This window comes from Arcobacter venerupis, from assembly GCF_013201665.1.
GTDB lineage: Bacteria > Campylobacterota > Campylobacteria > Campylobacterales > Arcobacteraceae > Aliarcobacter > Aliarcobacter venerupis.
The window spans coordinates 750,466-764,385 of the sequence record NZ_CP053840.1; the positions used below are offsets into that span (position 1 = coordinate 750,466).

At 29.1% G+C, this 13,920-nt stretch carries 14 protein-coding genes; 4 read left to right on the top strand and 10 right to left on the bottom strand.

Annotated elements, in window-relative coordinates; all coding sequences use genetic code 11:
- Positions 1-128 precede the first annotated feature (128 nt).
- The 3 genes from AVENP_RS03650 to AVENP_RS03660 form a co-directional block, all read right to left on the bottom strand.
- Positions 129-1,190 (bottom strand): OmpA family protein, encoded by a 1,062-nt coding sequence (locus tag AVENP_RS03650; RefSeq protein ID WP_128357555.1) that lies wholly within the window; start codon positions 1,188-1,190, stop codon positions 129-131.
- A gap of 141 nt (positions 1,191-1,331) precedes the next feature.
- Complete coding sequence (locus AVENP_RS03655; protein ID WP_128357554.1) at positions 1,332-2,348, bottom strand: OmpA family protein; 1,017 nt, start codon at positions 2,346-2,348, stop codon at positions 1,332-1,334.
- A gap of 62 nt (positions 2,349-2,410) precedes the next feature.
- Positions 2,411-3,343, bottom strand: coding sequence for a ribose-phosphate pyrophosphokinase (locus tag AVENP_RS03660; RefSeq protein ID WP_128357553.1), 933 nt, complete (start codon positions 3,341-3,343; stop codon positions 2,411-2,413).
- A 272-nt stretch (positions 3,344-3,615) separates the two neighbouring features.
- On the opposite strand from AVENP_RS03660, the gene AVENP_RS03665 reads away from it, so the two are divergent.
- Positions 3,616-4,725: an Opr family porin gene (locus AVENP_RS03665; protein WP_128357552.1), complete on the top strand. Its 1,110-nt coding sequence runs from the start codon at positions 3,616-3,618 to the stop codon at positions 4,723-4,725.
- Between the two features lie 59 nt (positions 4,726-4,784).
- Here the strand turns inward: AVENP_RS03665 and mnmA (AVENP_RS03670) are convergent, their stop codons facing one another.
- From mnmA (AVENP_RS03670) to AVENP_RS03690, 5 genes are all read right to left on the bottom strand, one after another.
- A complete protein-coding gene (gene mnmA, locus AVENP_RS03670; RefSeq protein WP_128357551.1) occupies positions 4,785-5,819 on the bottom strand; it encodes a tRNA 2-thiouridine(34) synthase MnmA in 1,035 nt (344 codons plus the stop codon).
- 3 nt (positions 5,820-5,822) lie between these two features.
- Positions 5,823-5,936, bottom strand: coding sequence for a 2-amino-4-hydroxy-6-hydroxymethyldihydropteridine diphosphokinase (locus AVENP_RS03675; RefSeq protein ID WP_235663714.1), 114 nt, complete (start codon positions 5,934-5,936; stop codon positions 5,823-5,825).
- Between the two features lie 122 nt (positions 5,937-6,058).
- The gene (mnmA, locus tag AVENP_RS03680) at positions 6,059-7,156 is read right to left on the bottom strand and encodes a tRNA 2-thiouridine(34) synthase MnmA (protein ID WP_128357550.1); all 1,098 of its coding nucleotides are present in this window, start codon (positions 7,154-7,156) and stop codon (positions 6,059-6,061) included.
- 77 nt (positions 7,157-7,233) lie between these two features.
- Positions 7,234-7,719: a 2-amino-4-hydroxy-6-hydroxymethyldihydropteridine diphosphokinase gene (folK, locus tag AVENP_RS03685; protein WP_128357549.1), complete on the bottom strand. Its 486-nt coding sequence runs from the start codon at positions 7,717-7,719 to the stop codon at positions 7,234-7,236.
- A 70-nt stretch (positions 7,720-7,789) separates the two neighbouring features.
- Positions 7,790-8,815: a M24 family metallopeptidase gene (locus tag AVENP_RS03690; RefSeq protein ID WP_128357548.1), complete on the bottom strand. Its 1,026-nt coding sequence runs from the start codon at positions 8,813-8,815 to the stop codon at positions 7,790-7,792.
- A 76-nt stretch (positions 8,816-8,891) separates the two neighbouring features.
- On the opposite strand from AVENP_RS03690, the gene aroQ reads away from it, so the two are divergent.
- From aroQ to sppA, 3 genes are read left to right on the top strand one after another with little or no spacing between them, the layout of a single operon-like run.
- A complete protein-coding gene (aroQ, locus tag AVENP_RS03695) occupies positions 8,892-9,362 on the top strand; it encodes a type II 3-dehydroquinate dehydratase (RefSeq protein WP_128357547.1) in 471 nt (156 codons plus the stop codon).
- Positions 9,363-9,373: 11 nt separating this feature from the next.
- The gene (gene mqnF / locus AVENP_RS03700) at positions 9,374-10,597 is read left to right on the top strand and encodes an aminofutalosine deaminase family hydrolase (RefSeq protein ID WP_128357546.1); all 1,224 of its coding nucleotides are present in this window, start codon (positions 9,374-9,376) and stop codon (positions 10,595-10,597) included.
- Positions 10,590-11,474, top strand: coding sequence for a signal peptide peptidase SppA (gene sppA / locus AVENP_RS03705; RefSeq protein ID WP_128357545.1), 885 nt, complete (start codon positions 10,590-10,592; stop codon positions 11,472-11,474). The genes mqnF and sppA overlap by 8 nt, the downstream gene beginning before the upstream one ends.
- 58 nt (positions 11,475-11,532) lie before the next feature.
- Here the strand turns inward: sppA and AVENP_RS03710 are convergent, their stop codons facing one another.
- Positions 11,533-12,732: an acetate/propionate family kinase gene (locus tag AVENP_RS03710; RefSeq protein ID WP_128357544.1), complete on the bottom strand. Its 1,200-nt coding sequence runs from the start codon at positions 12,730-12,732 to the stop codon at positions 11,533-11,535.
- Between the two features lie 26 nt (positions 12,733-12,758).
- A complete protein-coding gene (gene pta / locus AVENP_RS03715) occupies positions 12,759-13,754 on the bottom strand; it encodes a phosphate acetyltransferase (RefSeq protein ID WP_128357543.1) in 996 nt (331 codons plus the stop codon).
- Positions 13,755-13,920 lie beyond the last annotated feature (166 nt).

Sequence of the window (13,920 nt, forward strand, 5' to 3'; positions counted from 1 at the left end):
TATAAGTTGTTTATTGTGTTATATATATGTCGCGATTGTATCTAAAGTTTAGTAAGTTTATAGTTAAACGATTTAAAAGCAGTTTTTGGTAGAAAAAAAGATTTAAGGTTTTCCTTAAATCTTTTTATTTATTGATTAATTAAAGCCGTAACTCTTCTATTTTTAGCTTTTCCCTCAGGTGTATCATTTGTATCAATTGGTTGAGTCTCACCATATCCAACAGCTCTTAGTCTACTTGAGTCAATATTAAATGTTTTTAATGCATTAACAACAGAAATAGCTCTTCTATCTGATAAAGTTTGATTATAAGAATCACTTCCTTTTGCATCTGTATGTGCTTCAATTACAGCTGTTAAATTCTTATTTTTTTGTAAAATATTTGCAAATGATAGAAGTTTATCATTATATATATTTTTAATTTCAGTTGAATTATTGTCAAAATTTATATTTAAATTAATTGTATCAACACACCCAACTGCATTGACTTTTACCCCTTTTGATGTATTAGGACATTTATCTAATTTATTAGATACTCCATCATTATCATCATCTTGTATTACTACAACAGGTTCTTCAATTTTTTGATGAGTTTCTTTAAGCTCTTTTTTTTCTTCTACAACAATAGGAACAATGGGCTTAATATCATCACTATATTTTTTACCTAAAGGCATGGCTAACCCTATTGTGTACATAAGGTCATTTTGCGTATTTTTTACAGCAAGTAAATGTCTAACATCACCTTTTATTGAAATTCCATAATATGGTATATCATATTTTAAACCTGCACCATAATTTAATACAGTTGAATCTTCATTATCAAAAGCTTCATTTGTAACATTTTGATATCCTAACCCTGCAAGGGTATAAGCTGAAAGTCTTTCATTTAGAGGGAATATTTTTATAGCATTTAAAAATATTCTATTTAAATGTGTATTTCCAGCAGAATCTTTATATTTAACTCTATTACTTCTTAAATAATTTACTTCTATTTGATTAATAAATGAATCATCTATATTTTTACCAACAGAGATACCACCATTAAAATAGTTGTCATCATTTAATCCAGCTTTACTATCAGTCAAAATTCCTGATACAAAAGGAGTAACTTCATAACTATATTCTTTACTTGGATTACTAGTAGCAAAAGACATAGAAATAGATAAAATTGAGATTATTAGAATTCTTCTCATTATTTTTCCTTGATAATAATTTTATTTATTATAACTAAAAAAACAATAATATTTATTAAAAAATAATATTAAAATTATTAATAATAAAAAAAGGGGACTGAGCAAAACTCAATCCCCTTCTATTCTAAAAATAATTTAGAATTATTTGCTCATTACAGCTTCAACTCTTCTATTTTCAGCTCTTCCTTCAGCAGTATCATTTGATGCAACAGGTCTAGTTTCACCATATCCTACAGAAGTAATTTTAGATGGATCAACTTTAAGTGATTTTAAAGCTTCAACAGTAGATGCAGCTCTTCTTTCTGATAATTTTTGATTATAAGCATTTGAACCAACAGAATCTGTATGCGCTTCAATTGTTGCTTTTAATTTTGGATTAGCTTTCATCATATTAGCAAATTCAACAATTCTAGTATTGTAAGAATCTTTAATTACTGATTTGTCAGTATCAAAATTAATATTTAAGTTTACTAAAGTCATACATCCAACAGAGTCAACTTTTGATTTTGACATTGTATTTGGACATTCGTCTAATGAATCAATAACACCGTCACCATCAGAATCTTTTGGAGTTTCTACAGGAGCTGCAACAGCAACAGGAGCTGGTTTTTCAACAACAGGAGCTGGTTTTGCAACTTCTCCAAAAGGAATAGAAAGACCAACATTATATAATAAAGTGTTATCACCATGATCAGCTTCAATTAAATGTCTAACATCAAATTTTAATGAAACTTCATCTGCAAGTTTATATTTTACACCTGCACCATAGTTACCAAAAACTCCATCTTCATTTCCATTAGCTTCATCATCAAAAATTTCAACACCGGCACCAATTAATGTGTATAATGAAAAATCAGAAGTAATACCATATTCTTTAATTACATTTGTGAATACTCTTGTAATTCCAGTGTCAGAATTTCCACCTTTGTAATCTACATCGTCAAGAGTTCTTAAAAATCCAAGTTCAACTTGGTCTATGTAAGAATCAAATTGATTGAATCCTAAACTTAATCCACCATTTGCATAGTTTCTATCTAACCCTAAGTTCCCCTCAGTATACGCTCCACCAAATGTTGGTGTGATTTCATATTTATAATTAGAGTTTGCAGCTAACATCATTGTTGCACAAGCAACAGTTGATAATAAAATTTTTTTCATTGTTTTTCCTTTTTTTTACTTAAATAATTCTGGGAATTATATCTAAAATTTTGAATTTTGCATCAAGCTGTAAAAATTGAATTAACAGATTCATTATTGTGAATTCTTCTGATAGCTTCACCAATCATAGTAGAAGCTGTTAATACAGTTATCTTTTTAGCATTTTTTCGTGTAGGAATTGTGTCTGAGATAACTAACTCATCTAATTCACCTTTTTCAATTCTTTCATACGCTGGACCACTTAGAACTCCATGTGTACAACATGCCATAACAGAAGTTGCACCTCTTTTCTTTAGAACTTCAGCTGCTTTTACTAAAGTTCCTGCTGTATCAACCATGTCATCCACTAGAATAACATCTTTACCCTTTACTTCACCAATAATATTCATAACTTCAGCAACATTAGCTTTTTCTCTTTTTTTATCAACAATTACTAAATCATAACCTAATTTATCCGCATATGATCTTGCACGTGCAACTCCACCAATATCAGGGCTTGCAATAATTGGATTTTTTAAATTTTTCGATTTAATATAATTAACAAATAAAATTGAACCAAATAAGTTATCAGCAGGGATATTGAAAAAACCTTGAATTTGAGCAGCATGTAAATCTATTGTTACAACTCTTGAAATACCAGCTTTTTCTAAAATATCTGCAACTAATTTTGCAGTTATTGGAACTCTAGGAGCTGCTTTTCTGTCTTGTCTTGCATAACCATAATATGGAATAACAGCAGAAATAGATTTTGCACTTGATCTTTTAAGAGCATCTACCATGATTAATAATTCCATTAAATTATCATTTGTTGGAGCACAAGTTGGTTGAATAATGAAAACATCTTGTCCCCTTACACTTTCAGTGATTTGAACAGACATTTCACCATCGCTGAATTTATTTAGTGTTGCATTTGATACATTCATCCCCAAATACTCTGATACTTTTGTTGCAAATTCAGGATTAGCTGAACCACTAAAAAGTTTAAATGTTGACATAAAAATTCCTTACATTTGATTGATTTCGAATTTTATCTAAAGTGTACTTAATGAATATTAAGTTAATTAATAATTAAGTTAATATTCATTATGATAATGGCTATTATTATAAAAAAGTTAATTTGTATATTATCTGCGAAAGTATAAAAAATATACAATTAAGCTGTTTATTTTGATTTAGGTAGATGTTATAATTTCAATGTTCTCCTAATGAAAAACTATTAATGCGATGATAGTTATTCAGACATATATTTTATTTACAAGGAAAAAAAATGAGAAACCTTTTATCAGGTAACAAAATTAGTTTTGTAGTGTGCGGATTAGTATTAAGTTCATCTATGGCATTTGCTGCTGATTCTATTGATTCAGCATTTAAAGAAGGTAAAGTTTCTGGTAGTTTAGGTCTTTATGGTGAAAAACATGATTTTAAAGATGGTGCTAAAGATTCAGGTTTTGGAAATGGACAAGCAACAGTTGCATTTGAAACAGGTTCATTTTATGGTTTTTCTGCCAAAGCAGAGTTTAAAGGTAACCTTTATCTAGGTGAAGTTGAAAATGATAATTATGATGATGCTTATGCAAATCATTCTTTAATGACAGAAGCTTATGTTAAATATGCTGTAGATGGATTCTTCTTAAGTGCTGGTAGACAAGCTATTGATTTAGAATGGTTAGGTGATTATAACGAATCTGTAGTTGCTGGGATTACTGCTATTCCAGATACTGTAGTTGTATTAGGATATACAGATAGACAAGCTGAATCAGGAATTGATACAAGTGCAGACTTTACAGAAATTACTGAAAAAGGGGCTTATGTTTTAGATGTTAAATATACAGGTTTAGAAGGTATTGAATTTAACCCTTATGCATATTCAGCTCCAGATGTTGCAGATTTTTATGGTTTAAAAACAACTTTTACAAGTGATTATTTTGGTGTGATTGCACATTATGCAGTATCAAGTGAAGATACTCAAGATGATGGATCAATTGGACATGTTGAATTAAATACTACATTAGCTGGAATTTCTGGTGCTGTTGGTTATATTAAAACTGATAAAGATGTTGGAGCTGGAAGTATGCCTGCTTATGGTGATAATATATCTCCATTTGATACAGGAAATAGAACTTATGATCCAGATGCAAGAACAGTATATGGTTCTTTAGGATATACAGTTCTTGATGTTGAGTTAGGTGCATTATATGGTGTAACAACTTATGACACTGATGATAAAAAAGAAAAAGAGCTAAACTTAACTGCAACTTACCCAATTACTGAGTCTTTAACAGCTGCTGTTTTATATGGTGATGTTAATGAAGATTCTGCTGATACAGAATACAATGATGATAACTATGTATTAGCAAGTGTAGAATATACATTCTAATATAAAAATAATTTAGGAGATTAACTCCTAAATTAGAAAACTAAATAAATCTTTTAGATTTATTTAGTAGACTCAATCCAAGCACTTCCAATTACTTTTTGACCATCATAAAATACAGCTAATTGTCCAGCTGCAACTCCAAAAGCTGACTCTTTTAAAGTTATATAAGCTTTCTCATTTTCTATTTTTACATCACAAGGTGTTGAAGTTGATCTATATCTTAATTTTACTGCACATGAAAATTCAGTTTCATCAATAAACATATTTAAGTCTTTTGCAATAACTTCATTCACTTCTAATGCTTCTTTTTTGCCAACAATAATAGTGTTATCTTTAGGATTTAATTTTGTTACAAAATGTGGAACATGTGCTCCATGAACTGTAAATCCTCTTCTTTTTCCTATTGTATAGTGTGCATAACCTTTATGCTCACCAACAACATTTCCCTCTTCATCTAAAACTTTCCCAGGCATATCAATATTTGCATGTCTTTTAACAACATCTGTATAAACTGTTTCAACAAAACAAATCTCTTGAGATTCACTTTTTTCTGTAATTTTTTTGTATGCAACATCAAGTTGAGCACCAAATTTTACAATATCTTCTTTTTTATAAGTACTAAGTGGGAACATCATGTAAGGAAGTGCTTCTTTATCTACTTGTGATAAGAAATAACTTTGATCTTTAGTTTTATCATCAGCTTCATAGAAGAATTTACCGTCAGTTTTTGCATAGTGTCCAGTTGCTAAAAAATTAGCTCCATGATCTTGAGCAAACTTTAACATAGCACCAAATTTTATTTGTTTATTACATTTAACACAAGGGTTTGGAGTTGTTCCTTGCAAATAAGAATCCACAAAGTAGTCATAAATTTCAGCTGTAAATTTATCAGCTAAATCTAATATGTGATATTTAATATTTAAAAACTTAGCTACATCTTCGATATAACCTAAATTTCTTTCGTGATAACCGTCAGTTCTATTATGAAGTTTTAAATAAACACCTTCAACTTCATATCCATCTTTTTGTAGCATATAAGCAGTTACTGATGAATCAATTCCACCGCTCATACCAACCATAACTTTTTTTTTCATTGTTTACATCCTTTTTAAAGGAATAATCACTGATTCTTTATTTGCCCAATTTTTGTGAGAAATAATTAAATTTTGAGTATTTTTTTTATTATCAAAAAATATTATATCTATATCCAAGGTTCTAGGCGCATCTTGAAAGGATCGCTTTCTTCCGAATTTATTTTTATTTATCTTAAGTAAATGGGACTAGCAACTTTTTACCATCCCAAATTTTTTTAAAGTTAATGCAGTGTTTATAATTAATAATAATTACTTATAAATCCCCCACCTAAACAATAATCACCATGATATAAAACAAGACTTTGTCCTAATGTCACAGCTCTTTGAGGCTTGTCAAATTCAACTAGAACTCTATGTTCATTTGCTTCAATTACGGTACAAGCTTGCTTTTGTTGACGATAACGAATTTGTGCCATTAATTTATCACCAACTTTAGGTGCTTCATCTAATACCCAATGCATATGACTAGCTTCTACACTTTGGTTCATAAGTAATGGATGGTTAGTATCTTGTACAACTGTTAATGTATTATCTTCCATATTTTTTTTGGCTGCATACCATGGGTTATGGATATTATTGTCTGATTCATTATCTTTGATACCACCAAGACCAATACCTTTTCTTTGACCTAATGTGTAACAAATAAGACCTTTATGTCTTCCTAGCATTTTCCCATTTTCATCTATAATATCACCTGGAATTGCTTTTAAATGTTGTGTAATAAAATCATCAAATCTTTGGTTACCTATAAAACATATCCCCGTACTATCTTTTTTATCACTAACTGGAAGATTATGTGTTCTAGCTATTTCTCTAACTTCTTTTTTAGTTAAATCTCCAAGAGGAAACATCGCATGAGATAGTTGTTCACTTGAAAGTGCATGTAAAAAATAACTTTGGTCTTTTGTATTATCTTTTGGAGTGTCAAGTACATAATGGTCTTTATATTTAGCAATTTTGGCATAATGACCAGTCGCAATCATATCTGCACCCATTTTTTTTGCTTCATTTAAAAATACATTGAATTTAATCTCACGATTACAAAGAATATCTGGATTAGGAGTAAGACCTTTTTTTAAACCTTCTAAAAATACATCAAATACTTTAGTTCTGTACTCTTCAACAAAGTCTTTACCTTTTACTTCAATACCTATTAGTTCACCTACTTTTTTAGCATCTTCGAACTCAATACGATTAGGGCATTGACTACCTTTTATTCCATACTCCCAATTACGCATGAATAAGCCTACTACTTCATAGCCTTGTTGTTTTAATAGAAGTGCAGTTACTGAAGAATCAACACCACCAGACATACCTACAACTATTTTTTTCTTCATTATTAACCTTTTTAGAAATAATTGAACAAACGGGAATATCCCTGTAGCTAAATTTTAGCTCTATGCTCTTTATTTTTTTATAATTTATTCATATATTTTAAAGGAATAATCACTGACTCTCTATTTGCCCAATTTTTGTGAGGAATAATTAAATTTTGAGTATTTATTTTTTTATTATCAAAAAATATTATATCTATATCCAAGGTTCTAGGCGCATCTTGAAAGGATCGCTTTCTTCCGAATTTATTTTCATATCTTTGCATTGCTTTTAAAAAGTTTTTAGGACAAAGATTTGTTTTAAGCGCGATTATACCATTTAAAAAGTCATTTTGTTCCAAAAATCCAAAGGGAGGATTTTTCAAAAGTGGTGAAGTAATAAGTAAAGTAAATCTTGCATCTTTTTTTAAACATAAGATTAGTTTATCAAATAATCTTTTTGTATTTCCAATATTTCCCCCAATTCCAATAGTTACAGTGTATTTTTTACTTGAAGTAGAATTGATTTTTTTTGGAAAATTAGAAGTATAAAAAAGTGTTAAATCTGGTGATAATTTTTTTTTCAAATTTTTCTCATTTTTAGTTAAAAAACAATCTCGATATATTTTATCAAGATTGTTTTTTTGAATTTCTATTTTAAAGTATTACAGCTTTTCCATTTTGCATTACAATTGTATCTTCAATTCTAACACCAAATTCACTTGGAAGATAAATGCCAGGTTCTATTGTAAAGACCATATTTTCTTCAATAATTACATCTGATTTTGAGTTGATAAATGGAAATTCATGAATATCAAGTCCAACTCCATGTCCAGTACTGTGAACAAAATATTTCCCAAAACCAGCTTTTTCTATTACATCTCTAGTTAATTTGTCAATTTCAGAAGCTTTCATTCCAACTTTTGCTTTTTCAATTGCATTTAGTTGAGCTTTTAAAACAATATCATATATTTTTTGATGTTTTTCATTTTTAAATTTTTGCTCTCTTTTAAAAGAGAATTTTTCAAAATCAACTGCACTTGTACAAGTTCTATCTGAACAATATCTTTTATATTTAATTCCAGCATCTACAAGAATTAAATCATTTAGTTTTAGTTTTTTATTTGTAGGTAAAGCGTGTGGTTTTGCAGCATTTTCATTTATAGCAACAATTGGTTCAAAAGAGATATCAAGTTTTCCTATTTGGCTCATTTTCTCAAATGCTTTAAAATATAAAAATTGTTCAGTTTGATTAAAACCATTTTTTCTAATAAATTTTGCTAATTCTTTAAATCCTTCACGTCCAGCAATTGCAGCTTTTCTTAATAAAATTATCTCTTTATCTGATTTAATAGCTCTTTTTTGTTTTGAAAAATTTGGTTTTGCTATGAACTGAGTTTTTAAAGTTTCTGTTAAATTTATATAAGTTGCATAGGTAAAATCATTTGGGTCAAACACGATTTTTTTAATTTTGTTTTTTTTTAAAATTTCTTTTGTTGTTTCTATTAAGTTTGATGATTCTATAACTTCGCAATTTTTTGCATATTCTTTTGCTTCAATAATATATCTAGCATCTGTAATAAAATATTTGTCTTTTTCTAAATTTAAAAAAATAACATTATCACAAGAAAATTTGCACTCAAAATATATAGCGTTCTCATTTTGAAGAATAAAGTTTTTCATAAAAAGCCTTTGATTTGGTATTGTTTAACATAAATTTAATTATAATCTTACCTAAAATTTATAAAAGGAATATAATATGAAAATTGCCGTTATACAAGGCCCAAATTTAAATATGCTAGGAATAAGAGAACAACACATTTATGGTTCTATGGGATTAGACCAAATTCATGAACAATTAAAAGCAGCAGCAGCTCAAAATGGTGTTGAACTTGAATTTTTTCAATCAAACCTTGAGGGTGAAATTGTTGATAGAATTCAAGAGTGTTTAGGAACAGCTGATGGAATTATGATTAATCCAGCTGCTTATTCTCACACATCAATAGCTATTAAAGATGCTTTAAGTGCAGTTTCAATGCCAGTAGTTGAAGTACATATTTCAAATATTTATAAAAGAGAAGAATTTAGACAAAAATCAATAACAGCAGGTGCTTCAACAGGAGTTATTTCAGGATTTGGACCTTTTGGTTATCATATGGGATTAATTGCTTTAATGCAAATAATTTCAGAAGTTAAAGCAATCGCTCAAGCTCAACAACAAAATGCTTAAAATTAAAACTTATGAAAATAATAAGTGCTAATTGGGTTATAACTTGCGATGAAAACAATAGTATCATTAAAAATGGTGCGGTTGTTTTTAATGATAAAATAATAGAAATTGATACCCTTTTTAATATAGAAAACAAATATCCAAATATAGAAATTTTAAATCTTGAGAAAAATTCAGTGTTAATGCCTGGTCTTATAAATTCCCATGTACATTTAGAATTTAGTTCAAATACAACAACTTTAAAATATGGTAATTTTATGTCATGGTTAAACTCTGTAATAAAAAGCAGAGATGATTTAATAAATAAAGCTGACAAAAAACTAATCTCTACAAAACTAGATAGAATGAAAAAAACAGGAACTACAACAATTGGAGCAATTTCATCTTACTCTTTTGATATGGAGTCTTGTGTTCAAAGCCCAATAAATACTGTTTTCTTTTGTGAAGTGATTGGTTCAAAAGGTGATATGGTTGATACTTTATTTGCAGATTTTAAAGATAGATTAAAAAATTCAAAAAAATTCAAATCAAAAAATTTTATACCAGCAATTGCAATACATTCACCATATTCAGTTCATCCTTTTTTAGTAAGAGAGAGTTTAAATCTTGCTCGTGCTGAAGATTTGGCAGTTAGTTCACATTTTTTAGAATCACCTGAAGAGTTTTCTTGGCTTCATAAAGATGAAGGTTCTTTTTTAGATTTTTTTAAAAACTTTTTAGGACAAGAAAAAGCTGTTTCAAAACCAATGGAATTTTTAAATTTATTTTCAAATATTAAAAATCTCTCTTTTACACATTGTGTTGAAGCTAGTGTTGATGATTTAGAGAAAATCAGAAGTTTAGGTGCAAGTATAAATCATTGTGTAACTTCAAATAGAGTTTTAAATAATAGTAAATTAGATATATCAAAATTAAAAGATATTCCTTTTACAATTGGAACTGATGGCCTTAGTTCTAATAACTCTTTATCAATGTTTGATGAATTAAGAAATGCTTTAATGATTCATTTTGATAAAAATATTGTTGATTTTTCAAAAGTTTTATTAAAAGCTGCAACTATAAATGGTGCAAATGCTTTGGGTTTAAATAAAGGAATAATCAAAAAAGATTTTGATTCAGATATGATAGCTTTTACTTTACCTGATGAAGTAGAAGATATAGAAGATTTACCAATGCAAATTATTTTGCATACAAAATTCGTAGATAAAGTAATAATAGGAGGAGAATTTGTTTAATTTTTTTAGAGTACTTTTTTCGCCAATAATTGCAATTTTAGATTTTATTACTAAATATTTTAAAACAATAGTTTTTTTAACTATCATTTATTTTATTTTTGCACCATCTAATGAAAAATTAGGGGATAGTGATAATTATGCTAATTTGCAAAAAATTGAGTTAACAGGTCCAATTATGGATGTATCAAAAACATTAGAAGAGATACAAAAAGCAAAAGATAATAAAAATATTAAAGGTATTTTATTTGTTGTGGATTCTCCAGGGGGTGCTGTTGCTCCATCTGTTGAATTAGCTTATGCAATTAAAGAGTTAAAAGAAATAAAACCAGTTGTTGTATATGCAAGTGGAGTGATTGCAAGTGGAAGTTATTATGCTTCTATTTGGGCGAATAAAATTATTGCAAACCCTGGAAGTATGGTAGGTTCAATCGGAGTTATTATGCAAGGTGTAAATGCAGAAGAACTTATGCAAAAAATTGGTATTTCAACACAAACTGTAAAAGCAGGGAAATACAAAGAATCAGGGACACCTACAAGAAAATGGTTTGATTATGAAGAGAAACAACTTCAAAGTGTGATTGATGATACTTATAATATGTTTGTTTCAGATGTTGCAAGTGCAAGAAATCTTGATGTAAAAAATCAGACTATATTTGCTGATGCAAAAATATTTACTTCAAAACAAGCAAAAGAGGTTGGTTTAGTTGATGAGGTTGCTACTCTTTCTTATGCACAAAGTAGTTTAATGACTCTTGCTGATGTAAAAGATCCAGTTTGGAAAAAAGAAGATAAATTTGATAAATTTATGAATAAAATAATAAGTGAAGCGGTTTCGAATGTAAGTATGAATTTAGTAAGTGGTTTAAAAGCTTATTAGTTTTTATCGTAGAAATATTTAAAAGGTGAAGTTTTTTACTTCACCTTTTTTTATGAATTTATTTTTCAATTCCTGATACAACTTTATAAGTATCATTTGCAATTACATACTCTTCATTTGTAGGAATAACAAAGATTCTAGCAGATGAGCTATTTGTTGCAATATCTCTAGCTACTGATCTTCTTTTATTATTTTTAGTAGGATCAAGGATTAATCCCATACCATCAAGTCCAGCACAAACAATTTCTCTAATTAATGATGAATTTTCACCAATTCCACCAGTGAAACATAAAGCATCAATACCATCAAGTGCTGCAACATAAGAACCAACATATTTTTTGATGTTGTAAGCAACCATCTCAACTGCTAATCTACATCTATCATCACCATCTTGCATACCTTGTAAAACTTCTCTTAAATCAGATGATTTTCCTGAAATTCCTAAAATACCAGATTTTTTATTCATTATGTCCATAATTTCATCTATTGAAAGACCTTCTTGTTTCATCATAAATGAAATAGCTCCAGCTCCAACATCTCCAGCTCTAGTTCCCATCATTAAACCTTGAACCGGAGTAAGACCCATAGAAGTATCAATACATTTACCATTTAATACAGCACTTACAGATGAACCATTTCCAAGGTGACAAACAATAATTCTAGTATTAAGTTTTTTATCTAACATTCCTCTAGCTTCGTTTGATACATAGTAGTGGCTTGTTCCATGGAATCCATATTTTCTTATACCATGTTTAGTATATTGGTCATAAGGTAATGCATACATATAAGCATAATCAGGCATAGTTTGGTGGAATGCAGTATCGAATACAGCAACATTAGGTTTACCTGGCATTAATTCTTGACAAATTTCCATTCCCATAATATTTGCAGGATTGTGTAAAGGAGCTAATGGAATTAATTCTTTCATTTTTTCAATAACTCTTGGAGTTACCATAACAGAAGAAGCAAATTCTTCTCCTCCATGAACAGCTCTATGTCCAATTGCATCAATTTCATCAATAGAATTGATAACTTTTCCTTCACTCTCAACTAAAGTTTTTAATACTAATTCAATTGCCTCTTTATGAGTTGGCATTGAAACTTCTAGCGTTAGTTTGTTTTCACCAAACTCATGTTTTAAAATACCATCAATTCCGATTCTTTCGCATAAACCAGTTGCTAAAACTTCTTTTGAAACTGGATTCATTAATTGATACTTTAGAGATGAACTTCCTGCATTTAAAATAAATACTAACATAATATTTTCCTTTTTTTGAGTTTAAATTATTTGATTTGAGTTGCAGTAATTGCAACTAAGTTTGCTATATCTTCTACTGAACAACCACGTGAAAGATCATTAACAGGTTGATTTAATCCTTGAACGATTGGCCCATGAGCTTCTGCTCCGGCAAATCTTTGAACAAGTTTATAACCAATGTTTCCAGATTGTAAATCAGGGAACACTAAAATATTTGCATGTCCAGCTACTTTTGAACCTGGTGCTTTTTTAGCTCCAATAGCTTCAACGATTGCAGCATCTGCTTGTAATTCACCATCAAAAGAGAAGCTTACATTTCTTTCTTCTAAAATTTCACAAGCATATTGAACTTTATCAACTAATGGATGTTTTGCACTTCCTTTTGTAGAAAAAGATAACATCGCAACTCTTGGTTCAAGTCCAACAACACTAGCAGCAGTTGCAGCAGTTGCACATGCAATATCAGCTAATTGTTCAGCATTTGGCTCAGGAATAACAGCGCAGTCTGCAAATAAGATTAAACCATTGTCACCAAATTTACCATCAGCTGTTTCCATAATAAATGTAGATGAAACTGTATTAATTCCAGGAGCTGTTTTTATAACTTGAATAGCAGCTTTTAAAACATCAGCTGTTGGAGAGTTTGAACCAGCAACTAATCCATCAGCATCTCCAAGTCTTACCATCATACAACCAAAAAATCTAGGTTCAGTTGTCATAATTTCAGTAGCTTCTTCTTTTGAAAGATTTTTTGCTTTTCTTAACTCAACTAACTCATCGATGTATTTGTCTATGTTATCAAATTGCTTAGGATCAATTATAGTTGCACCTTCAATATTAGCGCCACATTTAGCCGCATCAGCTTTGATAGTTTCAACATTTCCAATTAAAACAATTTTTGCAGTCTTCTCTTCTAAAACTTGCTGAGCAGCTTTTAAAACTCTCTCATCTTCAGGCTCTGGAAGAACTATTGTTCTTAATTTTAATTTTGCTTTTTCTTTAATACTTTCGATTAAACCCATGTTAAGTTATCCTTTCTACTTTAAACTTTATTGAAAGATTATAATTAAGGAACATAGCATTACAATAGCAATGTTTTATAATCTTACTAAGAAGAATTTTATTCCTTATTTAAAAAAAAGTACATAAAAAGTACATTAATATAAAAGAAATACGATTTTGTGCAGA